At 60.5% G+C, this 26574-nt stretch carries 24 protein-coding genes; 5 read left to right on the top strand and 19 right to left on the bottom strand.

Annotated features, from left to right (window positions below; all coding sequences use genetic code 11):
* Positions 1 to 61 precede the first annotated feature (61 nt).
* A complete protein-coding gene (locus tag PH552_RS03655) occupies positions 62 to 1030 on the top strand; it encodes a LysR family transcriptional regulator (RefSeq protein ID WP_112345751.1) in 969 nt (322 codons plus the stop codon).
* On the opposite strand, the gene PH552_RS03650 is transcribed toward PH552_RS03655, so the two are convergent.
* From PH552_RS03650 to PH552_RS03625, 6 genes are all read right to left on the bottom strand, one after another.
* Positions 1018 to 1815, bottom strand: coding sequence for a creatininase family protein (locus tag PH552_RS03650; RefSeq protein WP_113248872.1), 798 nt, complete (start codon positions 1813 to 1815; stop codon positions 1018 to 1020). The two genes, PH552_RS03655 and PH552_RS03650, sit on opposite strands and share 13 nt — an antisense overlap.
* A gap of 257 nt (positions 1816 to 2072) precedes the next feature.
* A complete protein-coding gene (locus PH552_RS03645; RefSeq protein WP_112345753.1) occupies positions 2073 to 3122 on the bottom strand; it encodes a porin in 1050 nt (349 codons plus the stop codon).
* A 698-nt stretch (positions 3123 to 3820) separates the two neighbouring features.
* Complete coding sequence (locus PH552_RS03640; protein ID WP_113248871.1) at positions 3821 to 5383, bottom strand: glycosyltransferase family 39 protein; 1563 nt, start codon at positions 5381 to 5383, stop codon at positions 3821 to 3823.
* Between the two features lie 322 nt (positions 5384 to 5705).
* Positions 5706 to 6899: an adenylate/guanylate cyclase domain-containing protein gene (locus PH552_RS03635; RefSeq protein WP_246698522.1), complete on the bottom strand. Its 1194-nt coding sequence runs from the start codon at positions 6897 to 6899 to the stop codon at positions 5706 to 5708.
* Between the two features lie 48 nt (positions 6900 to 6947).
* A complete protein-coding gene (locus PH552_RS03630) occupies positions 6948 to 8570 on the bottom strand; it encodes an MDR family MFS transporter (RefSeq protein ID WP_113248868.1) in 1623 nt (540 codons plus the stop codon).
* 77 nt (positions 8571 to 8647) lie between these two features.
* The gene (locus tag PH552_RS03625) at positions 8648 to 9874 is read right to left on the bottom strand and encodes an HlyD family secretion protein (protein WP_113248867.1); all 1227 of its coding nucleotides are present in this window, start codon (positions 9872 to 9874) and stop codon (positions 8648 to 8650) included.
* A gap of 138 nt (positions 9875 to 10012) precedes the next feature.
* Here PH552_RS03625 and PH552_RS03620 point away from each other — a divergent pair, with 138 nt between their 5' ends.
* Positions 10013 to 10915 (top strand): LysR family transcriptional regulator, encoded by a 903-nt coding sequence (locus PH552_RS03620; RefSeq protein WP_113248866.1) that lies wholly within the window; start codon positions 10013 to 10015, stop codon positions 10913 to 10915.
* Positions 10916 to 11170: 255 nt separating this feature from the next.
* On the top strand, positions 11171 to 11659 hold the full coding sequence (locus PH552_RS03615; protein ID WP_113248865.1) for an RrF2 family transcriptional regulator: 489 nt from the start codon (positions 11171 to 11173) through the stop codon (positions 11657 to 11659).
* On the opposite strand, the gene PH552_RS03610 is transcribed toward PH552_RS03615, so the two are convergent.
* From PH552_RS03610 to PH552_RS03590, 5 genes are all read right to left on the bottom strand, one after another.
* A complete protein-coding gene (locus tag PH552_RS03610) occupies positions 11642 to 12670 on the bottom strand; it encodes a mechanosensitive ion channel family protein (protein ID WP_113248864.1) in 1029 nt (342 codons plus the stop codon). The genes PH552_RS03615 and PH552_RS03610 overlap by 18 nt on opposite strands.
* A 98-nt stretch (positions 12671 to 12768) precedes the next feature.
* Positions 12769 to 13185 (bottom strand): cupin domain-containing protein, encoded by a 417-nt coding sequence (locus PH552_RS03605; protein ID WP_113248863.1) that lies wholly within the window; start codon positions 13183 to 13185, stop codon positions 12769 to 12771.
* Positions 13186 to 13252: 67 nt separating this feature from the next.
* Positions 13253 to 14005 (bottom strand): SDR family oxidoreductase, encoded by a 753-nt coding sequence (locus PH552_RS03600; protein ID WP_113248862.1) that lies wholly within the window; start codon positions 14003 to 14005, stop codon positions 13253 to 13255.
* 157 nt (positions 14006 to 14162) lie between these two features.
* Entirely contained in the window at positions 14163 to 15080 is a 918-nt protein-coding gene (locus PH552_RS03595; RefSeq protein WP_113248861.1) for an MBL fold metallo-hydrolase, read from the bottom strand.
* Between the two features lie 78 nt (positions 15081 to 15158).
* Positions 15159 to 15638, bottom strand: coding sequence for a carboxymuconolactone decarboxylase family protein (locus PH552_RS03590; protein ID WP_112345763.1), 480 nt, complete (start codon positions 15636 to 15638; stop codon positions 15159 to 15161).
* Between the two features lie 130 nt (positions 15639 to 15768).
* Here PH552_RS03590 and PH552_RS03585 point away from each other — a divergent pair, with 130 nt between their 5' ends.
* Complete coding sequence (locus tag PH552_RS03585; RefSeq protein WP_113248860.1) at positions 15769 to 16680, top strand: LysR family transcriptional regulator; 912 nt, start codon at positions 15769 to 15771, stop codon at positions 16678 to 16680.
* On the opposite strand, the gene PH552_RS03580 is transcribed toward PH552_RS03585, so the two are convergent.
* From PH552_RS03580 to PH552_RS03560, 5 genes are all read right to left on the bottom strand, one after another.
* On the bottom strand, positions 16677 to 16844 hold the full coding sequence (locus PH552_RS03580) for a hypothetical protein (RefSeq protein ID WP_162736921.1): 168 nt from the start codon (positions 16842 to 16844) through the stop codon (positions 16677 to 16679). The genes PH552_RS03585 and PH552_RS03580 overlap by 4 nt on opposite strands.
* A gap of 57 nt (positions 16845 to 16901) precedes the next feature.
* A complete protein-coding gene (locus PH552_RS03575; protein WP_285165490.1) occupies positions 16902 to 17933 on the bottom strand; it encodes an ABC transporter substrate-binding protein in 1032 nt (343 codons plus the stop codon).
* Between the two features lie 33 nt (positions 17934 to 17966).
* Positions 17967 to 18737 (bottom strand): ABC transporter permease, encoded by a 771-nt coding sequence (locus PH552_RS03570; RefSeq protein ID WP_113248858.1) that lies wholly within the window; start codon positions 18735 to 18737, stop codon positions 17967 to 17969.
* Positions 18734 to 19552: an ABC transporter ATP-binding protein gene (locus tag PH552_RS03565; RefSeq protein WP_113248857.1), complete on the bottom strand. Its 819-nt coding sequence runs from the start codon at positions 19550 to 19552 to the stop codon at positions 18734 to 18736. The genes PH552_RS03570 and PH552_RS03565 overlap by 4 nt, the downstream gene beginning before the upstream one ends.
* 192 nt (positions 19553 to 19744) lie before the next feature.
* Positions 19745 to 20305 (bottom strand): DJ-1/PfpI/YhbO family deglycase/protease, encoded by a 561-nt coding sequence (locus tag PH552_RS03560; RefSeq protein ID WP_112345768.1) that lies wholly within the window; start codon positions 20303 to 20305, stop codon positions 19745 to 19747.
* A gap of 124 nt (positions 20306 to 20429) precedes the next feature.
* Between PH552_RS03560 and PH552_RS03555 the strand changes: the two genes are divergently transcribed.
* The gene (locus tag PH552_RS03555; protein ID WP_113248856.1) at positions 20430 to 20936 is read left to right on the top strand and encodes a cupin domain-containing protein; all 507 of its coding nucleotides are present in this window, start codon (positions 20430 to 20432) and stop codon (positions 20934 to 20936) included.
* A 9-nt stretch (positions 20937 to 20945) separates the two neighbouring features.
* Here the strand turns inward: PH552_RS03555 and PH552_RS03550 are convergent, their stop codons facing one another.
* The 3 genes from PH552_RS03550 to PH552_RS03540 form a co-directional block, all read right to left on the bottom strand.
* A complete protein-coding gene (locus tag PH552_RS03550) occupies positions 20946 to 21644 on the bottom strand; it encodes a methyltransferase family protein (RefSeq protein WP_285165489.1) in 699 nt (232 codons plus the stop codon).
* Between the two features lie 207 nt (positions 21645 to 21851).
* Positions 21852 to 22493 carry a 4'-phosphopantetheinyl transferase family protein gene (locus PH552_RS03545; RefSeq protein WP_113249069.1) on the bottom strand — a complete coding sequence of 214 codons (642 nt, stop codon included), beginning with the start codon at positions 22491 to 22493 and terminating at the stop codon, positions 21852 to 21854.
* An 8-nt stretch (positions 22494 to 22501) separates the two neighbouring features.
* On the bottom strand, positions 22502 to 26545 hold the full coding sequence (locus tag PH552_RS03540) for a Pls/PosA family non-ribosomal peptide synthetase (protein ID WP_113248854.1): 4044 nt from the start codon (positions 26543 to 26545) through the stop codon (positions 22502 to 22504).
* Positions 26546 to 26574 lie beyond the last annotated feature (29 nt).

Below are 26574 nucleotides of genomic sequence, written 5' to 3'. Positions count from 1 at the left end.
TCTTCCCAGGTCTGTGCCTAAATTGTGCGGCCTGGGCAAAAATTAAGCAATGGGAACGCATATGCTGCATTCGAGACGGCTTCTCTACATCAATGAAATTGCCCGCTGCGGCTCGATCCGCAAGGCGGCGGCGCGGCTCAACGTGGCGTCATCGGCGATCAACCGGCAGATTCTGGCGTTGGAGGAGGAAATGGGGGCGCCACTCTTCGAGCGTCTGCCGCGTGGCTTGCGGCTGACGGCGGCAGGCGAGCTCTGCATCGAGCACATCCGCGAGGTGCTGAAGAATTACGAGCGGCTGGAAGGGCGCATTCGCAGCCTCAAGATGCAGCAGGCCGGCAAGGTCAGGATCGTCGCGACGGTCGGCCTTGCCGCCGGACCTCTGCCCGAGATCATCGCCCGCTTCCTCCTGGAACATCCGAGGGTCTTCATCCAGCTGCGCAACGATGCCGGCTCCACCACCATGGCGCCGGTAGTCGCCGGAGAGGTTGATATCGGACTGGGCTTCAACATACCGGCAACGCCCGGCATCCGCTCGCTCGGCAATTTCGACATACCGATCGGTGTCGTGCTGCCTCCCGGTCACCCCTTGATCGGACCGGGGCCGATCAATCTCGCCGATGTCGTCGAGGAGCGGCTGCTGCTGGCGCAGCCTGGAAGCAGCCTGCGCGATATCATCAATCTGACGTTGGCGCGCCTCTCCGTGCAGGTCGAGCCCGTGCTGGAGAGCAATGCGTCGGAAATGCTCAAGCAACTCGTGAAATGCGGGGCGGGGCTGACGCTGCTCAACCCGCTCGACGTTATCACCGAGTGTCGCCGCGGGGAGCTGGTCTTTCGGCCGATCGCCGAGCCCCACTCACGGCCCCAACCCATGAAGCTTTTCGCCCGGACGCGTGCGCCGCTCGATGCCGCCACCAGCCTTTTCGCCGAGTACCTGCTGGCGGAACTTGCCGGAATGGTGGAGGAGCTGCACGCGAAGGGGCATATCATCGCGCCCTCCGAGCGCCGCCGTTCGGACACCTATTTCGAATAGAGGTTGGAGAGCGGATAGTCGCGCAGGTCGCGCAGCATCTCGATGAAGCCGGCGATCTGGTGCCGGCAGATGAGCGCGCCCTTTTCGGCCGTGCCGGCCGCGGCATTGCCGACCACGCCGTTTGGATTGAGATCATGCGCGATCCAGGCGAGCGAATGCGGCGGCAGCGGTTGCAGATATTTGGAATGTTCCTTCATCCATTCCGCTCTGGAGGCGAAATTCTCAGCCTTGTCCATCCGCACGAGCTCGGGCCGGAAATGCAGCATGAGCGAGGTTTCGACATCGCCGCCATGAATGCCGAAGCGCTGCTCATGGTCGTCGATCATGCCGTCAGGCGTGCCGAAGCGGCTCCACTGCGTGGCGACGACGGCCATCCGATGACGCACGCGCAGCTCGCGCGCGACGATGCCCATAATATCGAGATTGCCGCCATGGGAGTTGACGATGACCATCTTGCGGATGCCGGCCTCTGCGACCTTCGCGCCGATGGCGGTCCAGACCGGTATCAACAGCTCAGCGCTGAGCGAAAGCGTGCCGGGACCGTAGATATGTTCGTTGGCCTTGCCGATTTCCTGCGTCGGCAGCACAAGGAAATCGAGATCGGCGGAGCGCTGGACTTTCAGTTCCGCCAGCATGCCCGTAGCGATCGCAACATCGGTTGCGATCGGCAGATGCGGGCCGTGCTGCTCCGTCGAGGCAATCGGCAGGATCGCGATCGTGGTGTCGGCCGAGAGATCGGCGAAATCATATGTGTTGAGTTCATTCCAATAGAAGGGCTTCGCCATGGCCGTATCCTCTCGCCAGCGTGTCGTCGCTCAACGGATACGGCAAGGTTGGTGGCGGTGGAAAGCATCAATTTGCGGCCATGCCGCTGCCTTTTTGAGCACGCCCGTGCGCCCGGGAAAGGTGCCGGCTTCGGAAGAGCCAGCCGGAATATCATGATCTCCAGAATGCAAAAAAGAAAGAAGGTCCGGAGGGAAACCGAACCTTCCTCCCTTTCTGATCGGAGGTCTATTTCAGATCAGATTAGATCTGGATAGGCTTAGAAGCTACGCTCGAAGCGGAGAACGCCAGCCCACTGGTCTTCGTTGATCGAATCCCAGTTGGTGTAGGTGACTTCCGGCTCGATGAGCAGGTTCTTGACCGGCTTCCACTTGACGTTCGTGGTTGCCGAGAAGGTCTTGTTGTCGGTGTAGGCGAGCTGCAGGTTCCACTTCAGCTTTTCGTTGACCGGTACGCCAACGCCGCCCCAAACTGCCCAGTCGCCCCAGCTCTGGCCGATCGAATCGCCATTGGCATACTTGTTCAGCTTGTCGCCGTCGGTGTTCCAGCCGCCCATGACGAAGGCATCGAATACGCCGAAGTCGGCATCAACGCGAGCCTTGATGGCGCCTTCTTCAACGATCGAGTCGTAGCCGCCGACGACCTTGAAGCCCCATGCGCCGGCCTTGTAGCCAACACCTGCGACAACGTCCGGAGCATAGTGGTCGGAGCTGTCTTCGCCATTGGCGCCGGTAGCACCCGGGCCCGAATTGCTGTCTTCAACCGAGATCACAGCCGTGAAACCGTTGCCGGCGTCGTAGTTGTAGGTGATCTGGTTCAGTTCGTACGGGCCATCGCCGATCACGTCGTCGTTGATGACGTCGCCGGCATAACCGGTGAAGACGTTGAACTGCGAGTCTTCCTTACCGATGGTGAAGCCACCGAGGCTGATGCTTGCGTGCAGCAGGTTGGTGGAGGTGGCGTTGCCGTCATTCCAGTCCCAACGCAGTTCGGTGTTGGTCTTCAGAGGACCATATTCGGTGTCGGTTGCCGTCTGCAGCTGCAGCTCGGCACGAGTGTGCCAGAGAGTGCCATAGCGTGCATCCGGGTCATAAGCGTCATACCACTTGCCTTCGGTACGAACCTTACCACCGATCTTGAGGCAGGTTTCCGTGCCCGGGATGAAGAAGTAGCCAGCGCCATATGCATCGCAGATGCGGACGTATTCCAGGGGCTCCGGCTCAGCAGCAACGATAGCGTCAGCCGCGTGAGCACCGGAAACTGCTACGAGTGCAGCAGCGGAGCCGAGAAGAAGGCTCTTGATATTCATTTTTTCTCCAATCGCTTTGCCGGATCAGAACGATGTCGGTAACTACCCGCCACATTCCATCTATCCGGCTGTTCCCTCTTGCGGAACGTCACAGGATGTCCGCGCACGCAAACTAGCGAGGCCGCGCCGGCATCGAAATACAATAGTTTCGGATTTTTCTGTAAGTAACGACATAAAAGCGTCATAGATGCAAAAATACATCAGAATCCATAAATATAAATAAGTCTGCCTTAAGAACATTTGTAGGATATACTATATAAACATACGAGATGTATATTATTTTCCTCAAAAATCCGCCAAATAGTAAGTCTTTATTACAAACTATACTGATTTTCCCCTCGATTCGGGCGTTCAGATGCGAGAGATCGGAATCGTCGATACCGGGCAGGCGATCCGTCAGCGGTGATCGTGGAACGGCGCATTTAGCAGCTGCATTCAAATTGATTGCGACGCCGCACCGATGGATCGGAGAAAGGCTTCGGTGGCCAGGAGAAATTGCCATGGGTGTCCGCGTGACGTCGTCCGGGGCCATGCCGGGGAAGAGAGAGCATAGAATCAATGCGCGGCGGCTCAATGCCGCGCTTACGCGTCATCGCCTTCGCGATGCGGCCGGCTATACCGAACCGAAGAGGTCATCGGCAATCATGAGAGATTATGTGTCCTGGGCGCCGGTCCGGGAAATGGGGCAGGCGCGTTCCCTAGCCCGCGGCCGGGTAGAACCACGCATAGCCGAAATGGAACCGATCCGGATCTTTCCCATAGTAATACGGAATGGCGGCATCGTTCTGCGCGGGCAAGGTGATCGAGTTGCCGAATTTCGCCGTCAGCCACCGCTTGAGCTCATCGGGCATGGACGAAGCGTGTCCGTCACGCTCATTCCAGACCAGCAAGATCGGTCCGTTCCCCAAAGCCTGGCGGTCAAGATCGGATGCGGGATATGCCGTGGATATTACGGCCGTATCCGGCATATTGGCGCGGATGTTGCCCGCCTTGAGCCATGCTGTCGTCACCACCGCCACCGGCTGCTTGCCTTCCGCGGCGATCGTCTCCTTCAGAAACGCGCCATAGGGCGTGTTCAAATGCTGATATGAATCGAACAGCTTCGGAAAGATCGTGCCTGCCGTCAGGATGAGGGGGAGGGCGATCATCAGGCCGAAAGGCACATAAAAGGATTTCTTTATGTCGGACGGGTTTTGTGCGCCGGCGGCCTCAAGCTTCAGGCAGAAGTAAAGCGGAACCAGAAACAGAAAGGGCAGAAGCCAGCGGTCGCGAAATTCCGTGAGCGTCGTAACCAGGATCAGCGCGAACAGTATGGCCACCGTGCTCAGGAATATTCTTTCAAAGAAATTCACCCATTCGCTTTTAAACCGAAGCGACTGCAGAAACGGCCGGCGAAAGACGATCAGGAAGATCGCGGCGGTAGGCGCGATGATGACGATGCTGGTCTTGATCAGTTCGACAACGCCATGACCGATATCGGAAAGCTTCCCCCCTTGTCCCTGTTCCGACATGGTTGCGACGGTGGAGGTAAGGACCAGGTCCATGTTCGACAGCATCCACACCGCATGCGGCAGGAACACGAGGATGGCCAGAGCCAGCGTCATCACAAAGCGTTTGTCCAGCAGCCTTGAGCGCCCTTGCGGATGAAAAACGACCGCAACAAAGACGCTCGCGATGATCAGTACGAAATTGTACTTCGTGAGCATTCCAAGCCCTGCCCATAGGCCCATCATGGCGTAGGAGGTGAATGTCGGCTTGCGAATGGTCTTCACGACGAAATAGATGAAAGCGGTCACTGCGAGGAGCGTGCCGACAGTGTGCGTCAGGTCCCGCTGCGCCTGCCAGAACATTTGGGGGATCGTCAGAAGCGACAGCGTGGCGACCGCGGCCAGGCGCTTGTCCTCCAAAAGAAGTCGCGCCAGTTGGTGATAGGCGAAATAGACGAGGAAAAGCAGGATGTTTTTCAGCACGGCAAGCGATGCGACGCTGGTGCCGAAGACGTCAAACACTCCGTATTGAATCCAATTGTAAAGCGGCGGCTGCGCGTCATATCCCCACGCCAGCCACTGGTTGACCACGAATTGCTGCGCTTCGTCTATTCGCACCGAGCTCGAAAGAGAAATCCGCACGACGGCCTGCACCGCGAAATATATCGCAAGGATCCAGTTCACCCACCGAAATTCATCGGACGATCGACTGGTCGCGGCGGATGCTCTTCGGGCGGCGAAGCGCGAAGAAAAGACGTTCGGTAAAATGCTCATTCAATTCTCCATGCTATCGGCTATCGCGACCCAGGCGCATCTGTCAACCATGCTCAGGGCGCCGGGCCTTCATAAGGCTATCGTGACTTCGGAAATATTTATATTTTAATTTCAAATACTTAAATGAATGACTGTAAGGATTCGCGGACTGCACAGGAATCCTATGCCAAGTGTGCGACGGGATTTTTGCTGAATGATTTCAACTATGTCGCCCGAAGGGCGTCGTCGCCGCTGCCGATATCGGGATCGACTACCGCGACCTTCGGAAATGTCGAGCGGATGCAAAAACGCGCGTCGATCCTTGTCTTCGATTGAGACGGGATCACTCCGCGCGCGTTAGCGCGAAAAGCTCCATCGTTTCGCCGAAACCCTTCAAGCGCTGCTGACCGATCGAAATTGCGTCGGTGATCCCCGCCTTTTGCCGGAAGGGGGCCGAGGTCAGGAGCGCTTCGCCCCTTTCGCTGCAGATACTCTGTATGCGGCTGACGATATTGACGTCGGGGCCGATCAAGGTGAAATCCAGCCGGTTGCCGGAGCCGACATTGCCGTAGCTGACCTCGCCATAATGCAGCGCGATGCCGACCTTGACGCGGATGCCATCATATTCGAAGCTGCCTATTTCATCGAGGATTGTCTTCGCTGAAGCCAGGGCGGCCCCACAGGCACCGGCCGCATCGGCGCCAGGGAAGAAGGCGAGAACGGCATCGCCCATGAATTTCAGCACTTCGCCGCCCTCGCGGGTAATTGCGGGTACCACCTTGTCGAAATAGGCGTTCAGGAGGCTGAGGACGGTGCTGCCGGGCAGCCGGTTGGAAAGTTCGGTGAAGCCGCGCAGATCGCAGAGCAGAAGCGCCGCCTCCATGGATTCGATCTCGCCGCGGCGGATATGTCCGGCAAGGATCCGGCTTGCTGTCATCGGGCCGATATAGGTATCGAGAAGGCTGAGTTCGCATTGCCTGAGAACGCGCAGCTCGCAGGTATTGCGCAGCGCCGGGAGAATGCGCTCGATCACGTCCCGTTCGGCCGATGTGAAACCACCGGGGCGGCGCGTGCCGAAGGCGGCGGTGCTGATCGGCCCGTCGGCATTGCAGAGCGGCGCCACGATCAGCTGCACCAGTCCGCGGCCATAAAAGATGTCGATATGCTGCCAGCGCCCATGCGGACTCTCGCCCGGGCCGACGACCAGCAGTTCGCGCATGTCCTGCGCCTTCACGAGCGGCGTATTGGCCAAAGCGAGGCGCGTGCCATGCTCCCGATCATGTATCTCGACCGGCTCGCCCGGCGCCCAGGCAAAGGTGCGGCCGATGAACTCAGGATGCAGCGTCGTCAGGTGCAGCGTCAGCCGGTCAACGGGAAGGCCAAGCGCCTGCAGGCGGCGGCCAAGACCTGCGACAAGGCCTGCCTCGTCGAGGGCGTGGCATTCGTCGCCGGTCAGCCATTCGATGAGACTCAGGATTGCCCCGATATTGATGCCGCCGTGCGGCGCTCTGGGGTTTGCTGTTGTGGCTTTTGGCATGTCGTGCAGCAAGGTCATCGTTATTTCCTCCTCTTCGAGGTGCACCGCTCAGTGCGCTCCGCCGCCGGAAAGCTGACCGGGTTTCTTGAGAAGCAGGCTGGCGACGAGGGCAATGACAAGCGCAACGCCGAGCAGGAAGAACGTGTCGCTGAAAGCCATGATGTTGGCCTGCTTGCGAAGGCTGGCGGCGATGGCAACGATCGCCTTGTGCGTGGCAAGCGCCTGGTCGCTGACACCATGGTTCATGAAGTAATTCGTCAGATTGGCGACGCGGGCGCGGGTAGCCTCTTCGAATATCGAGACCGAATCCGTGAGGATGTTGGAATGGAACTGCTCGCGCTTGGTCAGGAAGGTCTGCAGCGCGGCAATGCCGACCGCACCGCCGAGATTGCGCATCATGTTGAAGAGCGCCGAGGCGGAACCGGCATTTTCCTGCTCGATGCCGGCGGTGGCGATCGCCGTCAGCGGCGTGAAGGCGAGTGCCTGGCCGATGGCACGCACGATGTTCGGCCAGAAGAGCTGATCGCTGGCATAGTTGCTCGTCATGTAGATATTCATGAAGTTCGAAGCGGCAAAGAGCGCGAAGCCGACGATGATCAGCAGCCGGGCGTCGACACGCTTCATCAGCCGCGGCACCAGCGGGATCAGGATGAGCTGCGGAATGCCGGTCCAGGCAAGCACCATGCCGATCTGCTCGGAATTATAGCCCTGGATGCGCGTCAGATAGATCGGCAGGATGAAGACCGAGCCATAGAGGGCGACGCCCATCAGGAAATTGGCGACGATGCCGAAGCCGAAATTGCGGCGTGCCAGCAGACGCAGGTTGAGGAGTGGATGGGCGGCGCGCAGCTCGATGATGAGAAAGAGCGTCAAAGAGACCGCGGCGATGACGGAGAGGCGGACGATGAACGGCGAGCCGAACCAGTCGTCCTTGTTGCCTTCTTCAAGCACGGTCTGCAGCGCTGCAAGGCCAACCGCCATGGTGATGATGCCGGGCCAGTCGCCCTTGGCGAGCAGCGAAAGGTTCATCGGGGCGGGGTCGAGCGAGACCCAGAGCATGCCGACCATCAGCATGCCGGGCACGAGATTGACGTAGAAGATGTATTCCCAGCCCCAGTTCTCGGTGAGATAGCCGCCTATGGTCGGACCGATGGCCGGCGCGAAGGTTGCGGAAAGGGCGAAGAGCGCAAGACCCATCGGCTGCTTGGGCTTCGGCAGCAGCGTGATGATGATGGTAAAGGCCATGGGGATCAGCACGCCGCCGGAAAAGCCCTGTATGGCGCGCAGGACGATCATCTGCTGCAGGTTTGCAGCAAAAGCGCAGCCGACCGAGAAGGCGAGAAAGAGGATGGCGTTGGTCAGCAGATAATTGCGGACCGAAAAGACGCGCGCCAGCCAGGCGCTAAGGGGAATGACGACGATCTCGGCGATCAGGTAGGAGGTCGAGATCCAGCCGCCATCGTCGGTTCCGGCGCCGATCGCGCCCTGGATGTCGGCGAGCGAGGCATTGACGATCTGGATGTTGAGAACGGCCATGAAAGCGCCAAGCGTGGAGCCGATCACCGCGGTCCACATGCGCAAAGGGCTCATGGCGGGCCGGGCAGCCGGCGCGAGGGCAGCGTTCACGGGTATGGCGGAATTGTTGTTTGCGGCGATCTGAAGAGTGGCCACGATGTTTCTCCATCCGGCTGATGCCGGAACAATCTCATGACGGTGTCGAGCAGATGATCGACAAAGGAGGGGAAGGGTTATCCGGCGTCGCTGGATAATTTCTCGGCATTGGCGGTCGATGTCTGCACTGCCTTGGTATCGATTTCAGGCTCGACCGACATGCCAGAGCGCAGCAACCCTGCCAGGTGTTCGTCATCGATGACGATCTTCACCGGGATGCGCTGGACGATCTTGGTGAAATTGCCCGTCGCATTGTCCGGCGGCAGCAGCGAGAATTCCAGTCCGCTTGCCGGCGAGAGGCTGTCGACGTGACCCTTGATGGCCACATCCGGGAAGCTGTCGACCTTGATCTCGACCGATTGGCCGGGGCGCACGTAGGTTAACTGGGTTTCCTTGAAATTCGCGACGACATAGACGGAGTGCAGCGGCACCACCGCCATCAGCTGCGTGCCCGAGGTGACGTATTGCCCGACGCGGATCGAGCGGGCGCCGACCGTGCCATCGACGGCCGCGACGATGTTCGTATAGGACAGGTTGAGTTCTGCCTGCTGAACTGCGGCCGCGGCACGGTCGCGCTGGGCGACCGCCTGATCGCGCTGGGTCTGCAGCACCGGCACCTTGTTCTCGGCCGCAATGACTGCAGCCTGATCGCGTTCGACGGCGGCGGCGGCCTGCTTGCTGGCAGATTGCGTCTCTTCGGCACGCGATTGGGTGCCGACGCCGTTGGTGATCAGCCGTGCCGATCGCGCTGCGTCCGAGACTGCGTAGTCCAGGGAAGCCTTGGAAGAATCGACCGTTGCCTTGGCCTGCGCGATCAGCGATTGCTGCAGCAGGATCTGGGCGTCGATATTGGCGATTGCCGCATCGGCGGCTTTGAGATCAGCCTTTGCCTGGGAAAGAGCCGCCTGGAAATCGCGGTCGTCGATGCGGGCAAGCACCTGGCCGGTCTTGACCGTGTCGTTGTCGTTGACGAGCACGTCCTTGATGTAGCCGGCGACCTTCGGTGCGATGGTCGTGTAGTCGGCCTTCACATAGGCGTCGTCGGTCGATTCGATGAAGCGTCCGACCGTCCAGTAGCGATAGCCGAAATCGGCGCCAAAGGCGACGCCGGCCAGCAGCGTGGCGGCAAGCATGCCGCGCTTGACCAGCTTGCGGCCTGTCCTGGCAGCAGCGGCGGTGGCAGGTGTGCCGACGGTCGGGCCTTGCGGCGCCTCGGCAGCTGGAGACTTTGCCACTTCGCCGGCTGGTGCGGCCTCGGCCTGGCTCGCGTTTCTGAACGCCTCGTTGCGGGGTAGTTCGACCATGGTCCGTTTCCTTCAGCATCGAGCCCGTTTGCATGGGCTCCTTTTTTGATGCGATGAAGATGCGTCCGAACGATCTTTCTGATAATCTCCTCAAATCTGGAAGGATCATCAACTCACAGCGGATAATCCGAGGACGATATGGATCGGTTGACCAGCCTGATAGTCTTTGGCCGGGTGGTGGATTGCGGCGGCTTTTCCGCAGCCGCCCGCCGGCTCAACATGTCCGTCACCATGGTGGGCAATCATGTGCAATCCCTCGAAGATCGTCTCGGCGTGCGGCTCCTCAATCGCACGACGCGCAGGGTCAGCCTGACGGAGACAGGCAAATATTATTATGAGCGTTCCTCGCAGATCCTTGCCGATCTCGAGGAGGCCGATCGGACGGCGGGCGCTCTCAGCACCATGCCGCGCGGTACGCTGAAAATCTATACCAGCGGCGCCATCGTCCGTTTCCTGCTTCCCGTCATCAATGAATTCATGACTCAGTACCCGGCGATCTCGATCGACTTCAACGTCGGCGAGCGCTCGATCGACATGATCGAAGAGGGCTACGATCTGATGATCCGCACCTTGCCTGCCCAGGATTCGACACTGGTCGCACGCAAGCTTACGCCTTGGCGCCACATGCTCGTCTGCTCGCCCGAATATCGCGACACGCATTCCTTGCCGAAGGTGCCGGCCGATCTCGCGGCGCATAATTGCCTGCAATATACGCACTATCCTTATGGCGACGAATGGCGTTTCGAGGATGCCGACGGCAAGCAGCAAGGCGTCAAGATCGCGGGCAATGTCGTCTCCAACAGCGCCGAGACTTTGCGTTATCTCCTGGCCAGCGGGCACGGCATCTTCCTTGCCCCGAGCTTCATCGTCTTCGAAGATGTCGCTGCCGGGCGCCTCGTGCGCGCCATGCCCGATTATCGTGCCGTGGAGTTCACGATCAGCGCGATGTATCCGAACCGCAGTCATCTGCCGACGAAGGTACGATTGTTCATCGACCTTCTGGCGGAACGCTTCATCGAGCACCGCAAATGGATGACCTGAGCGGTCACGTCTCAAACTCCGCTGAACATGCTGATAGCTGCGTAACGTCCGCGTTGCCGAGCGGAGACAAGTTAAACTCCCAGTCGTCCAATCCGGCGGCGAGAAAATCCGGATTGTTGCTTGTTGGCGGCAAGTGACGCAGATGTGTCCGGCTTGCACAAGCGATACGCGGCGTTCGGTTTACACTTTGGCGAAATAAGGATATCCTTTGTCCTTGATAGGAGCCAGCGAAGATCGGCCCCGTGGAATAAATTCATGATCTTGAAAAGCCAAGTCGAATGGGCGCTTCATTGCTGCGCCATTCTAGCCGGTCTGCCCGACGGTCGCTATCTTTCCACCAAAGCATTGGCCGAATTCCATGGACTTCCCAAGGAATATCTTTCCAAGGCTCTGCAAGGCCTGTCGCAGGCAGGGCTTGTCGATACGACCCTCGGCCCTTCGGGCGGCTACCGGCTGGCGAAACCACCGGCCGAGCTGACCTTTCTCGAGATCGTCGAGGCCGTCGAGGGCCGGCAGCGTACCTTTGTCTGCACCAATATCCGGGCCAACAACCCCTGCCGGCCAAAGGGCTATTGCGAAAGCAGCCCATGCGCGGTCGCGCGCATCATGTGGGAGGCTGACGAAGCCTGGCGGGAAAAATTGCGCGGGGTCAAACTGTCGGATCTCGTCGGCATCCTATCGCAGGAAGTTTCGCCGGAGCTTTGGAAGAGCTCTTTCGAATGGGTGCTAGAGCGTGCCGGATGAAAGCTGCCTGACAATCGCTGCAGCGGGCTCGGCACCATCGGCGGGCGGCAGCCAGAAAAAGCTTTGTTCCGGCATCGCCAATGAGAGACCGTTTGTCTTGCAGTGCCGATAGACGAGATCAATGACCTCGTTTTTAGCCGGCATTCGGCTCGCCGGGCTTGCCACGCAAAACTGCAGCTCGACCTCGATGGCCACTGCATCGATCGCCTTGAGCGCCACGGACGGCGGCGGAATTTTAACGATCCGCTCGCAGCTCCGCAGAACGCCGAGCATGAGGTCTTCAATGACGGACGGCGGCTGGGTGGCGGCAACATGCACGGCAAGTGCAATCCAGTGCGTTTCGTCGGGGCGGCTGAGATTGGTCATTCCCTGTTTTGCAAGGACGCTGTTGGGTAGGACGACGACATTGTGCCCGCCGGTCAGCAGGTTGGTCGAGCGCCAGTTGGTTTCGGCGACGCGCCCTTCCGTGCCATCGCCAAGCTGGATCCAGTCGCCGATGACGTAAGCACGACCGAGCGTGAGCGCGATCCCGGAAAAGACATCGGCCAGCGTGTTCTGCAGCGCCAGGCCTATGATGATGGCGACCACGCCGGAGGTGGCAACCAGAGGGCCGATCGGCGCTCCGAAGACGAAGCCGATGACCGCCAGAGCCACGCCGAGATAGACGACACCGACGATCAGATCCTGCAGCAGGTGGGCTTCCCGCGGCTTGTGGTTGAGCGTGATATAGATCTGCACGAAGCCGATCATCGTCCAGGCGAGATGGAGCCACCAGAGAACCCTTGCGGATTTGGCGAGCAGCATGCCCGCCTCCTGAAGCTCGGCATCGTCGAGGCGATAGGGCGAAATACCGGCCAGCCAGAGCACGAGGCTCATGCCGGTGAAGAACAGGATTTGCACGATCAGGCGCCCGGTCGGACGGCTGCGTCCCTGAATATGCCAAATGACGATGCCGGCCAGCCCAAGCAGATTGATCAGGACGAGCGGAAGGGAATGATGTTCGCCAAACATGACGGGCTCACCGACGATGATTTCCTACGGGTGGAGGGGCAGGTGGAGTTGGGGCGAATGCGATCGGCATCCGCCTCAACTCTGCGATTTCCTGGCAGTTATTTCTTGATCGGGAAGGTCAGTTCCTTCTGGCTGCTGTCGACGACGAAGACAGCCAGGAGCTTGGCCCGCTTGGTCTTGCTGGCATTCTCGCTGACGCCGTGGCGGTCGCCCGGCATCTCGGAGAAGTTCTCGCCAGCCTTGTAGACCTTGACAGGACCGTCATTGACCTGGCTACGGATGGCCCCTTCCAGGACGGTCGCATAGATGAAAGCCGAGTTCGGATGGGTGTGACCCGAGGAGAAGCCTCCAGGGCCGTATTCCACGAGGACGCCCTTGATGCTCTTGCCAGGAACGTTCGGCAGTTCATGCTCGTAGACGAGCGTGACCTTGGCATCCTTCTCGCCTGCAGCGTGTGCAACGGCGGTGGTGGACAGCAGAGCGGCCAGGGCGAGGCCGAGAATTGACTTGATCATCTCGAATTCCTTTCTTGAGATCTTGAGAGCTGAAGGTGCGGCACCCGCGGCGCTGCACCTTGTTCATTCATTTCCGTGCAGAGGTCGCGAACCACTGTTCGAAGGCGATATGGCCGAGGCGGGGATTGTTGTCGGAGACAAGCGAACCGTCCTCCAGCTTGGTGCCGAAATAGCGCGCATCGGGATCCCCTTCGACATTGCGCGCATCACCCATGGCCTTCAGATAGCGGGCGACCAGCTCGTTCATCCGGACGCGTTCCGGGCCTGAGATTTCGATCACGCCATTCATGGGCGCCGCCGTCGCGACGGCGGCCATGGCGTCGGCGACGTCGTCCGAAGCGATCGGCTGCACGTAGGCCGTCGGCAGCCGCACAACGTTCCCGATGGTGGCGGATTGGGCGATACCGCCTAAGAATTCCATGAACTGCGTCGAGTGGACGATCGTATAGGGGATGCCGGATTCCCTGATGACCTTTTCCTGCGCGACCTTGGCACGCATGTAACCGCTGCCAGGCAGTCGATCAACGCCAATGATGGAAAGGGCGATGTGGTGCTTTATGCCGGCCGCCTTCTCCGCCGCCATCAGGTTACGGCCCGAGGTCTCGAAGAATTCGAGCACGGCCTTGTCCTCGAAGGAGGGCGAGTTTGCAAGGTCGATGACGACGGAGGCGCCGGCAAGTGCCTCGGCCAATCCCTCGCCGGTGATCGTATTGACGCCCGTATTGGGGGAGGCGGCGATAACCTCATGGTCTTGCTTGCGAAGGCGGTCGGCTGTCTTCGAACCGATCAGGCCGGTTCCGCCGATGATGACGATTTTCATGTGCTTCTCCATGTGCGGCCGCTTCGCGCACCGCATTGTTCATTCGCTTCTGAATGATTGGTCGAGGACCGGGCCGGCCTTGCCGGTTCCGCATATCCACTCGGCCGAGCCGGGGCGTGGCCTTAAGGGCCGTGCGCCGACTCAGCTCACCAGGCGGTTAGTAGTCCCAGAAGACCGGCACCCAACGGAAGTGATCGCCGTCGGCCGCCACATGACCGACGGAGGGGAACGGCATGTGAGTGGCCACCAAAAGCTCACCGGTCTCCACCAACTCGCGCAAAAGACGGAGGCGGACGCGGGCAGCTTCTTCCGGATCGTGTTCGAAACCGTTGAACCAGTCGGGGTGATCGAAGCCGACCGCGAACACCGCATCGCCGGCAAACATCAGCCGATCCTTGCCCGATGCCACGCGGACCACGCTATGGCCAGGTGTGTGCCCGCCGGTTCGGGAGACGACCACGCCCGGCGCCACCTTGTACTCATCATCGAACAATCTGAGGTGACTGTCGTACTCTTTTCTGAATTGCTTGGCGGCCGCCCGAAGCGCGTCCGGGAAGCCGGGCGGCATGGACACATGCGAGAAATCGGGCGCCTCCCAGAATTTGACCTCTGCCGTTGCCACGTGGATCCTGAGGTCCGGACGCAACCGCTCCTTCACTCCGTCGACGAGCAGCCCGCCAACGTGATCCATATGCATGTGTGTCAGCACGACATCGGTGACGGATCCAAGGTCGATGCCGGCGGCTTCCAGTCGCTTGATCAATTGCCCGGCCCGCGGCAGGTTCAATTCCGGGTCCAGCCCCAGGCCGGCATCGATGAGAATCGTCTGCTTACCGCTGCGCACCACGACCACGTTCAGCGCCCAGTCGAAAGCGTCTTGCGGCAGGAACATGTCTTTCAGCCAGGCCGCATGATCGGCAGGGTCGGCATTGTATCCCAGCATCTTGGTCGGCAGCGGCAACACGCCGTCGCTGATCACGAGCACTTCGATATCACCGATCTGCACCGCGTAGCGCGATGGGACCAGTTCGTCGGGGCCCGATTTAACGGGCTGTGCGGGGTTATTCATATTCATGTCTGTCTCCTGTCAATTGTAGTCTTCGCGCCGCCCATGCGGACGCGTATCGTCTGGTGGGCTCTCAGGGAGAAAGGTTCAGTTGAGGCCGGCCCTGTCGAGGCCATAGAGCTTGTCAGCCGAGCCCGGTACGGCCTTGAAAGCGATGCTGGCGCGGTTCCAGGCATTGATGACCATGATCGCGAAGGTCAGATCGGAAATTTCCCTCTCCGAAAGCTGGCCGCGCACACGCTCATAAAGCTCGTCGGGAATGCCGCCTTCCGGCAGCTTCGTCACCGCTTCGGTCCAGGCGAGGGCGGCGCGTTCCCGCGGCACGAAAAGATTGGATTCGCGCCATATGGCGATGTGATAAAGCCGGAGCTCGCTCTCGCCGTGGATCTTGGCTTCCTTCACATGCATGTCCAGGCAGAAGGCACAGCCGTTGATTTGCGAGGCGCGGATCTGCACGAGATCATGAATCTTCTGGTCGATGGCGCTGTCTTTCAGAGCCATGCTGAGATCCGACAATTTCTTGAAAAGTGCCGGCGATTGCTGGGCATAGTTCACGCGTTGCGTCATGGGTCATCTCCGTTATTAAGGACATTTAATATCCTTATGGATAAAAAATATCCGTAATTGCTGGACAGTAAAGCCCTTCGCAATTAAGATGGGCACATAAGGCTTATGCGCAAAAGTATGAGGGGTGGGGATGGACATCGTAGGTGCGCTGCAAACGTTCATGAGAGTGGTGGAAACCGGTTCCTTCTCGGCAGCCGCCGTTCACCTCAGCGTGACGCAGCCGGCGGTTTCTCGACAGATTTCGGCGCTGGAGGCGCATCTCAAGACGCGTCTCCTGCACCGCACGACGAATGCATTGGCCCTGACGGCGGAGGGAGAACAGATCATCCCGATGGCGCTCAAGGTCATCGAGGCGGTCGAAGCGCTCAGTGAAACGACCTGTCGTGGCGGTATGGCCGCGACGGGTAAAGTGCGGCTTGCCTTACCGACGCCGTTGGGGCTTTGCATCAGCGATCGCCTCGGGACGCTGTTTGAGCAGCATCAGGGACTCTCCGTCGAACTGCTCTTTCGCGAGGAGCCATCCGACCTGGTAGAGGAGGGGATCGATCTCGAGGTGCGCCTTGGGGTGGTTGCGGACTGCAGCCTGATGTGCCGACGGATCGGCTGGACGACAGCATTTCTCGTCGCTGCTCCTTCCTATCTGGAAGGGCGAAAAGCTCCGAAAACACTTAACGATATCAGCGCCCATGATTGCATCTGCTACAAGCGCGCCGGCGACGGCAGGTCATGGTCTTTTTCCAATGGCGCCGAGGACGTGGCCGTGCGCATCGCGCCGCGCCTGATCGCCAGCAATTCCATCGCTGCCCACCGCGCCGCACTCGCCGGCAACGGCCTTGCCGTGCTTTCCCATATATTGGCCAGGCCCGATATCGAGGCCGGTCGGCTGGTAAGACTCATGCCGGATTTTCCGCCGAGCCGATTGCCGATCAATGTCGTTTACCCGTCCCGGCGAAACCTGCCGTTGCGCATCAGGGCCGTGCTCGACTTTCTAATCGAGGTCGTCAGGGAAGATCCTTTGATGGCGCCGTCGCTTTCCCATTAAAGCTTGCCATCGGCACCCCACGATGCTGTGCAGAGGGGCACCTCATGCCGGTTCTGCGGGAAGATGGGAAAGCGCTGCTGAATTTCGCTCTCTTCCGGCGAGGGGGCAAGGATTACCTGTCGATGATCCGGCAACGCCTGAAGAGCAGGCTCATCGGGCATCATTCAACCTCCCGCCATGCGGAATAGCGTGGCGGGAGGTTAGCACGCCGGATGCCTTGCTCAGATCTTCGCAGCCTTGGCGAAGGTCGGGTCGAAGGTCTTTTCGAACGGCACATCGGCATTGGCAAGTTCAGGATCGAGCGTCTTCAGGACACCCATCATGGAATGATAGCCTTCCATCGTGACCATGCCGTCCGGGGAATACATTTCCTTGGAATTCTTGAACGCCTGCATATAAAGGTCGCGATTGCCGAGCAGAAATTCTTCTGGAACGACGCCCGCGACGTCCTCCGGGCTGGCGGTCGATATCCATTTCAATGCCTTCATGAAGGCATTGACCGTCCCCTGTGTCGTGATTGGGTTGGCTTCAGCAAATTCACGCTTGATATAGACGGTCGCGGCCGGGTTCGGGCCACCGAAAAGCGCACGCGTACCGGCCTCGGTGCGTGTATCCAGAAGCACGGTGATGTCGCCGTCATATTGAAGCTGCGCAATAACCGGATCGAGATGGGAAAGACCGTCGATCTGACCGCTCTTGACCGCGGCAACCGCGCCGGCCCCGCCGCCGACGCCGATCAGCGATGCATCGTCGGTCTTCAGCCCGTTCTTCAGCATGGCATATTGAAACATCAGCGCCGTCGAGGAACCCGGCGCCGTCACGCCAATCTTGCGGCCCTTCATGTCGGCCATGGACTTGATCTCGCCGGCGAGATCCTTGCGCACGGCGATGACGATCCCCGGGAAGCGGCCGAGATTGCAGATCGCGACGATGTCCTGCCCCTTGTTCTGCATGCGGATCGTATGCTCGTAAGCGCCGGCGACGACATCAAGGGAGCCGCCGATCAGGCCCTCCAACGACTTCGAACCGCCGGCGAAATCATTGATGGTGACATTGAGACCCTCTTCCTTGAAGAAGCCTTTCCGCTCGGCGATCGTCAGCGGCAGATAATAGAGCAGGGGCTTGCCGCCCACGCCGATCAACAGGTCCGGCTTTTCCGGTTTCGCATCCTGTGCCACGGCGGGCATTATGCCTGCGAGCGATGCGCCGATGCCGAAGCTCGCCGTCCCGATCAGAAATGTCCTGCGCTCCATGCTTTTTCCTCCACTTCGCTATTTTCCTTGGCGCTACTGGCCGCGCCAGGCCAGAAGCCGCCGTTCGACCAGAGTCATCACCCAATCCACGATCAGGACGAAGGCCGTCAGCACGACCATGCCGGCAAAGACACCGGTGACGTCAAAAACACCCTCGGCCTGCTGGATGAGATAGCCGAGCCCGGCGGCAGAACCTAGATATTCGCCCACAACAGCGCCGACCACGGCAAAACCCACAGATGTATGCAGGCTGGAAAATACCCAGGAAAGCGCCGAGGGCAGGTAGACATGGCGCAGCAACTGCCGCTCGTTCATGCCAAGCATGCGGGCATTGGACAGGACCGGCTGGCTGACTTCCTTTACGCCCTGATAGACATTGAAGAAGACGATGAAGAAGACAAGCGTGATGCCGAGCGCGACCTTGGACCAGATGCCGAGGCCGAACCAGAGCGCGAAGATCGGGGCGAGCACGACGCGGGGCAGGGCATTCGCCGCCTTCACATAGGGGTCAAAGATGGCCGCGATCAAAGGTTTGCGGGCGAACCAAAAGCCGAAGACGACGCCGCCGAAAGCGCCGAGCAGAAAGGCCAGGATCGATTCCGACAGCGTGATCCAGAGATGATACCAGATCGATCCGCTGGCAAACCACTGAATGACGCGCTGCGCCACCTTGAGCGGATCGGCGAAGAAGAAAGATATGGTCTTCGGGTTGCCGAAAAGGCCGGTATTCGTCGCGAGATGCCAGATAGCCAGGATGGCCACGGCCACAAGGATCTGCAGCGAAAGAAGGAGAGTGCGGTTCATGCGATCTCTCCGCTGCTCTGGCGGTAGGCCGTCATCACCTCATCGCGCAATGCCTGCCATATATCGCGATGCAGCTGGATGAAGACAGGATCGTGCCTGATCTCGCCGATCTCGCGCGGCCGTTCCAGCGGCACCTTGAAATCGCCGATGATGCGGGATTTCGGTCCGGCCGACATGATGATGACGCGGTCGGCAAGGGCAATCGCCTCATCGAGGTCGTGCGTGACGAACATGACGGCCTTGCGGTCTTCGGACCAGAGCTTCAGTAAGAGGTCGCCCATGATCAGGCGGGTCTGCGCGTCGAGTGGGCCGAAAGGCTCGTCCATCAGGAGCAATTTCGGATTGCGGATCAGGACCTGCGCCAGCCCGACGCGTTTGCGCTGGCCGCCCGACAGCATACGCGGAAAGCGGTCCGCAAACGCGGCAAGCCCGACGCGCTCCAGCCATTCTCGCGCGCTCTTCCTTGCTTCCGCGTGGCCGATACCGGTAATCTCAAGGCCGATCGCCACATTCTCCAGCACCGTCTTCCACGGCATCAGCGAATCCTGCTGGAAAAGATAGCCTGCCTGACGGTTGATCGATTTCAGCGGCTGGCCGAAGACCTCGACCGTGCCGGATACAGGCGCCAAAAGTCCCGCAGTCGCGTTGAGAAGCGTGGACTTTCCGCAGCCTGTCGGGCCGACAATTGCCACGAATTCATGCGCTTCCACATTGAGGTCAGTAGCCGCAACGGCATCGAACCGCGTCTTGTCGGCCATTTCAAACGAAATCGCCACCTGTTTCAGGCTGACCGCCCGCACAGCCGTCATCATCATGCCCTGCTGTTCCTCCCGGACATCCGCCAGCCTCCAAGGACCGGATGTCAGGCATTGCCATTTCGGCCAAAAGATCAAAGCAGGCCGCGTCAGTCAATATGCGAATGATGGCGAAACCGTTATGTCACCAGTCGTTCCGGGACAGTGGAGGAGAGACCCGACCGCGATTGCCGGGTCTCGAAGGCTTTTGTTCTAGGCCACACGCCGCTCGTGGCGCCCCTCCTGCACCTCCTCGACGATTTTGTCGACGAAAGCGTCCAGATCCTCGGGCGATCGCGATGTGATGATGCCTTGATCGGTCACCACTTTTTCATCCTGCCAATCGGCTCCGGCATTTTTGACATCGGTCTTGATGGACCAGTAGGAGGTTGCCCGACGGCCGCGCAATGCATCGGCTTCGACCAGCAGCCAAGGCGCATGACAGATGGCGGCAACGACCTTGCCGGACCGTAGGAATTCACGGACGACACGCATGGCGTCACCATCGACGCGCAATTTATCGGGATTGATCTGGCCACCTGGCAGCACGAGCGCATCGAACTGGTTCACGTCGACATCTCTTGCCAGCAGATCGACGTCGACGCTGTCGCCCCAATCGGTCTTGTCCCAACTCTTTATGCTGCTCTCCTTGATGGAGGCGACTTTCACATTAGCGCCGCGCTTCTGAAGTTCGTCTAAGGGAACGCGAAGCTCCGACCGCTCATAGCCATCGGTGGCAAGGATGAGAATATGTGCGGAGTTGATGGAAGGCATGATTTATCCTTTCGAAATTCATCGGATACCCTGTCCGAACCGGAGCGGCGGACGATCGTTCCCAATTTTCTCGTGGAACCGGAATTGTCCTGTGCGGTTATGAAGTGGCTGAGAGGAGAAAGACATGGAGCAGGCAATCAGGCTCGAGCCAAGGGAATGGGTGCCGAACAACCAGCGCTTTCCGGTCATCGTTTACCGCGGGGCACTTGCTGGTCGGAACCGGGCGGAAGGATTCGAGCAGCTCTTCCGGGCGAACGGATGGGGTGGACTATGGCGAAATGGCGTTTACGACTTTCATCACTATCACTCCACCGCCCACGAAATACTGGGTATCGCCGAAGGACAGGCTCGACTGATGATTGGCGGGCCGGGCGGCAAGGATATCGAGGTCAAGGCCGGCGATGCGCTGTTATTGCCAGCCGGAACAGGACATTGCCGCCTTGATGCCAGCGGCGATTTCCTCGTGATCGGCGGGTATCCGCCTGATCAGGAGGCTGACCTCTGTCGCGAAATGCCGTCGGCGGAGCAGAGGGCCTGGATCGAAAAGCTTGGCGTACCCGCGACCGACCCCTTGAAGGGAAAGGCTGGCGGGCTTCGATCCTTATGGTCTGACAATACCGATGTTCGCTGAAAATGAACCTCACCAAAGACCGGGCGCGAGCCGAAACCTGACGCGTCGGGCATAGTCGGCATAGCCTTCGAGTTCGGCATGCAGCAGGGCATCTTCCCAGCTCGTGCGCAGGATCAGTAGGGCGGTTGCCCAGGCGGCCGGGATCAAGGCCCACCACGAGGCGAGCGCCAATGCCAGACCGGCGAACACCATGATCGCGCTGACATAACCCGGATGGCGCACAAACGCATAGGGACCGGTGCTGATGACGCGCTGGCCGCGCTCGCGTTGCAGACGGACGCCGGGCTCGAAGAAGCGATTGACCGCTTGCGCCCAGGTGCCAAGCGCGATGCCGGCGCCAAGCAGGATATAGCCGAGGATCACGACGGAGATCGGCATCGCCGACCACGACATCCTGCCGGAATCCAAGGTCGCTACCGGAATTTCGGCGACCAAGCCGAGGCAGATGAGCGAGACGAGAATCACATCCCACCGTTTGGTGCCGGCCTGAAAGCGATTGCGAGCCCGGAAGATTGCCGGGTTTACCCGTTTCAGAACCAGGACCGCTACACCGTAGACCGCGAAGAGAAAGAGGATAAAGATCCATCCGGGCGCCCAGTCGAGGCGGCCGGCCGGCAGAAAAATGAGCGCGAGCAAGGCGAGCGGCAGGCCGATCGCATAGGATATGGTAGCTGTTCGGGACATAGGTGGTGGTTCGGTGACCGTCATCCGGTTACTCTCCATATGCGGCGGGCGTGGGCTCGCAACGGCTACTCGTCCTAGGATATGCGGCTGCATCGTCCGTCGTTGAAGATGTAGTTCTCCCTTTACGTGCGCCAAGAGCCATCGATGAACAAGGTTTCGATCAATCATCCGCAATCGCGCTCCGAAAAGCGGAGCAATCGGACGTATCCGATCACGCAATGAGAGCGGGCGTCAGGCAATGGCCATCTGCGCCTTCGGCGTCAAATCACGGGCAAGGGCGCAATAAATCGGCCGATCCGCAGGCCCGGCAAGTCGGATGACCGACACCGCAATCGGCGGCAGTCGCGATCCGGCTTCAAGGCGGACGCTTGCGCCGTCGATGCGAATGAGATCGAGATGCTTTGCCAGGTCCGGTTCGTCCAGCCCATCGAAAATGCCGCGGCCGCCGATCTTCAAGGCCGCCTCTTTGATCACCCAAAGGCGGTAGCAGATCTCGCGTGCCGTGCCGCTATCGAGCCCGGCAATGGCGGCTGCCTCACCTTTGGAGAAATGGTCGGCGGCAAAGGCGATCGGGTCGAAACCATTGTTATCCTCGATCTCGATATCGGCGCCGACAGCGGCGTCGGGCGAGAAGCCTGCCAGCAGCAGGTCGGCCCGATGCGAAAGCGAAACGCCGAGTTCGTGAAGGGGAGGATTCAGCGCCGGGCGATCGCTCGGCCGCCGATAGATGACAAGATCGTCCCGTTGCGCTGCGCTTCTCAAAGCGGCTTGCGCCGCCCTGTCGCGCTCCCTCCGCCCGTCTGGAGCCGGGCGGACAAGGACGGCGACCGCATCCGCAACTCGCAGGACGACCTCGAACCGAGGAGCCGTCATGGCGCCGCTCACGCGGCCGCGGAGGGCAGGATCTCTTTTTGAACCGCAGGCGCAGGCTCCTGCTCGGCTTGCACGGCCTGGGCGGGCGTGCCGACCCATGAGGTGCCTGCCGGGATGGCCTCGCCCTTCATGACGAGGGTCAACAGGCCGATCTCGGCGAAATCTCCGACATTGGCCTCGTAGAGGACCGTGCTGCCCGAGCCGACGGAGACGCCGTTGCCGATCGTGATGCGGCCGACTTTCATGATGCGGTCTTCATAAAGATGCGTCTGCGGGCAGGATCCCATGTTGAGCACGGCATGGTCACCGATATGAGTGCAATCGAATTCGCAAATGTCGGTGCTGTTGAGCCATGCGCCGCGGCCGATCTTCGCGCCGAAGGGGCGCAGCAGCCAGGGCAGGAAGGGCGTGCCGCGCAGGTAGTCGAGCAGCATCTTGCTGGCGAGCCCGCCGTAAAAGACCGCGACGGCCTCTGTGCGCATCGCCCACCAGGACCACATCGGCCGGTTCATGGGCTTGTAGGTGCCGATGAGCGTCCATTTGAAGGCGACCGCAACCAGATACAGGATACCCGAAGTTGCCAGGCCGGAAGCCATCAGCGTCCAGAACAGCCTGCCCCAGGCGCCATCGTCGATCGCGCTTGCCATCAGATCGGACATCGCGAGTGCCATGACGATCAGGATGGCGGTCGGCAGGGACGTGTGCATGGCCTCGAACGCGATGCGCACGAGCCGCATGCGCAAAGGCGGCGCATAGGTGCTCGTGGCAGCAGCCTGCAGCCGCTCGCGCGTCGGGAACTGGAAGGCGGGGCTGCCGCACCAGGTTTCGCCCGTCTTGACATGCAGCGAGTCGGGTAGGCGGGTCTTGATACCGACGAGTGAATCGCTCTCGATCACGGCACCCTGCGAGATGACGGAGGAATTGCCGAAGAAGCAGCGGTCGCCGGTCTTCAGGCGCTTGAGCACCATCCAGCCGTTCTGGATTTCCTCGTCGCCGAAGATGGTTTCGTCGCCGATGAAGTTGTCGCGGCCCATTTCGATGAGGTCGTAGCGACCGGCGAAGTTGGCGGAGATCTCCGTGCCCTTGCCGATCTTGGCGCCCATCAGGCGGTACCAGTTGCGCATGAAGACCGTGGCATAGAGCGAATTCAAGGTTTCCAGCATGGCCTCGGTGGTCAAGCCGACGATCCATTTGCGGAAATAGAGGTTGCCGAAGATGGAGTAGCGGCCCGGCACGACGCGGGGCAGCAGCACCCATCGGAACGCGACGACGACAGCCATCGACACGATGATCAGCAGCAGGGCGGCCGGCCAGGAGAGCGCGGCGATCATTCCCCAGGACAGAGGCTCGTCAGTGCCCGGAGAGAACATCTGCTGCACGGCGGAGAACAGATAGAAGGCCGGGAAGATCGGCAGGAGGCCGACGACGAGGCTGACATTATAGGCGACGAAGTAAGCGGCGAACTGGAATACGCGCCCGGCGATTCCCAACTCCGGATGCGCCGGCATCTCCTCATGTTCCGCATGACCGGTCTGGCGAGCAGGCGAACCGTCCCAGCGCGTATGGGCTTCGACATGCGTGCCCGCGGCAATCGCCGTCAGATCGCCGATGACGGCGCCATCGCCGATCTTGACATTGTGGCCGATGACGCAGCCATTGCCGATCTGCACACCGTCGCCGATGTCGATCGTGCCGACATGGATTTCGTTGCCGATGACTTCGACATTGGCGAGCTTGATCTTGACGCCGAGGCTGGATCTTGCGCCGACGCGCACGAGATCGATTGCGCCTTCTTCGAACTCATCGATCATCGCATCCTGGCCGACCTTGGCACCCAATGCCCGCATGTAGAGGCGGATGAGCGGCGAGCCCTTGAGGAATTTCGGAGCCGTGAGCTGAACGATGCGCTGCATCAGCCAGATGCGGAAATAATAGCTGCCCCACAGCGGATAGACGCCGGGGCGCGTGCGGCCGATGACGAGCCATTTAAGCGCAACCACGACAAGCTTTTCGCCGAGATTGAGGGCGAGGTAGACGCCGCCGAGGATGAGAATCTCATTCCAGACGGACGCGCCGTCGTCGATCAGCAGGATCGACGCGAGCAGCAGGCCGATCCATTGCAGCGTCGCGAGCGCGACGATGAAGGGCAGCACCGCGGCCTGCGCCAGGCCGCAGAAGAAGCGCCGACGCCAGGGAACCGGCTCGAAATTCTTGGGTTCCTGCCCGGGGGCGCGCTCGGTCCGTTGCTCGAGGATCGCCGCGATGCCCCGCAGGGTGCGGCCGGCATAGACGTCGCGCAATGCGATCCCCGCCAGCAGCGGGATCTTGCGGACCTCGGACACGAAGCGGGCCGCCAGCATGGAATGGCCGCCGAGCTCAGTGAAGAAATCCGCCTCGAAATTGATGGAGCGCAGGCGAAGCGCCTCGGTCGCCGCCTTCAGCAGCTGCGCCTCGGTCCATGTGCGCGGCGGCTCCTGCGCTTGTGTCGCCTGATCGCTCACCAGCGGGATGGCGGCAAGCGTCTTGCGGTCTATCTTGCCGGAGGGCAGCCGTGGCAGCGACACGTGGCTGTGCCAGGCCGCGGGCACCATGTAGGGCGGCAGCTTGGCCGCCAGTACGGCGCGCGCCTTCTCCCGATCGAAGCTGTTGCCAGCCGTTACGACATGGGCGACCAGCATTTCCTCGCCATCCGGCGGCCGGTGCACGACGACGGAGGCCGCCTTCACGTCCGGAAGCTCGCCGACGACGGTCTCGATCTCGCCGAGCTCGATACGATAACCGCGAATCTTGACCTGGTCGTCGATGCGTCCGAGGAAATGGAGCTGACCATCTTCATCCATCAAAACGGCGTCGCCGCTGCGGTAAAGCACCGGATCGTCGTGGGCCACGAAGGGATTGGCGATGAATTTGGCGGCGGTCAACTGCGGCAGGTTTCTGTATTCGGCGGCGACACCCGGCCCGCCGATCAGCAGCTCGCCGGCATCGCCACGCGGAACAAGCTGCAGGTTTTCGTCGACGACATAGGCGGTCGTATTGGCGATCGGACAGCCGATCGTGATCGGCCGCGACGGGTCGAGTTCGGCAAAGGTCGCCACGACGGTCGTCTCGGTGGGGCCGTAGGTGTTGATCAGGCGCCGGCCGGGTTTGGAGAATCGGCTGACGATCGCAGGCGGGCAGGCTTCGCCGCCGACGATGATGACGCGCAGGCTTTCGACGTCGCGCTCCAGCATGGTGAGCAGGGTCGGCACGGTGTCGATGACCGTGATCTTTTCCGCTTCCAGGATGTCGGCCAGCCTGTCGAGCTCGGCCATGACTTCCGATGTCGCGACCTTCAGGGTCGCGCCGACCAGATAGGGGATGAATATTTCTTCCAGAGAAAGATCGAAGGCGACCGAAGCCTGCTGAAGGACGACATCCGATTCGACAAGCCCAAGCACATCGTTACCTGCCCGCAGATAATGGCAGATGTTCCGGTGCGTGATGACGATCCCTTTCGGCTTGCCGGTGGAGCCGGAGGTATAGATCGCATAGGCGGGATCGTCGTGAGTGGAAACGCGCGGAACGATGTCCGCATTGTCTTCGGAAAGCAGGCTCTTGAGGAGAAGCGTCTGGCCATCGAAGGAGGGCGCAAGCGCGGCCTTCTCTTCATGCGTCAGCAGCCATTTCGCGCCGCAGTCGGTAAGGCTGACAGCGAGACGATCCGCAGGGGCGGCGGCATCGAAGGGGATGTAGGCAGCACCCGCCTTGAGGATTGCCAGAAGCGCGACGTGGAGCTCGAGGGAGCGCTGGAACCACAGGCCGACAAAATCGCCGGGACCGATGCCGCGGCGGCTCAGCGCGCGCGCGGCTTCATCGGAGAGCCGGTCGAGTTCGGCATAGGTCATCGCCTCGTCGGTTTCAATGAGGGTCAGTGCCGTCTTGTCCGGGCTGGCCGCGACCGTTGCCTTGAAGATGTCTACGAGCGTCTCGTTGCGGACGAACTCGGGTCGGATGCCGCCTGAGGAAACCGAGAGGCTGGCATTTGAAGTAATCGACGAAATCTGGATAGTCATGGTAACTTCTGCGGAACGAAACTCAGCAC

This window comes from Rhizobium aureum, from assembly GCF_030182495.1.
Lineage (GTDB): Bacteria > Pseudomonadota > Alphaproteobacteria > Rhizobiales > Rhizobiaceae > Rhizobium > Rhizobium tropici_C.
This window is presented reverse-complemented; position numbering and strand designations above follow the sequence as displayed.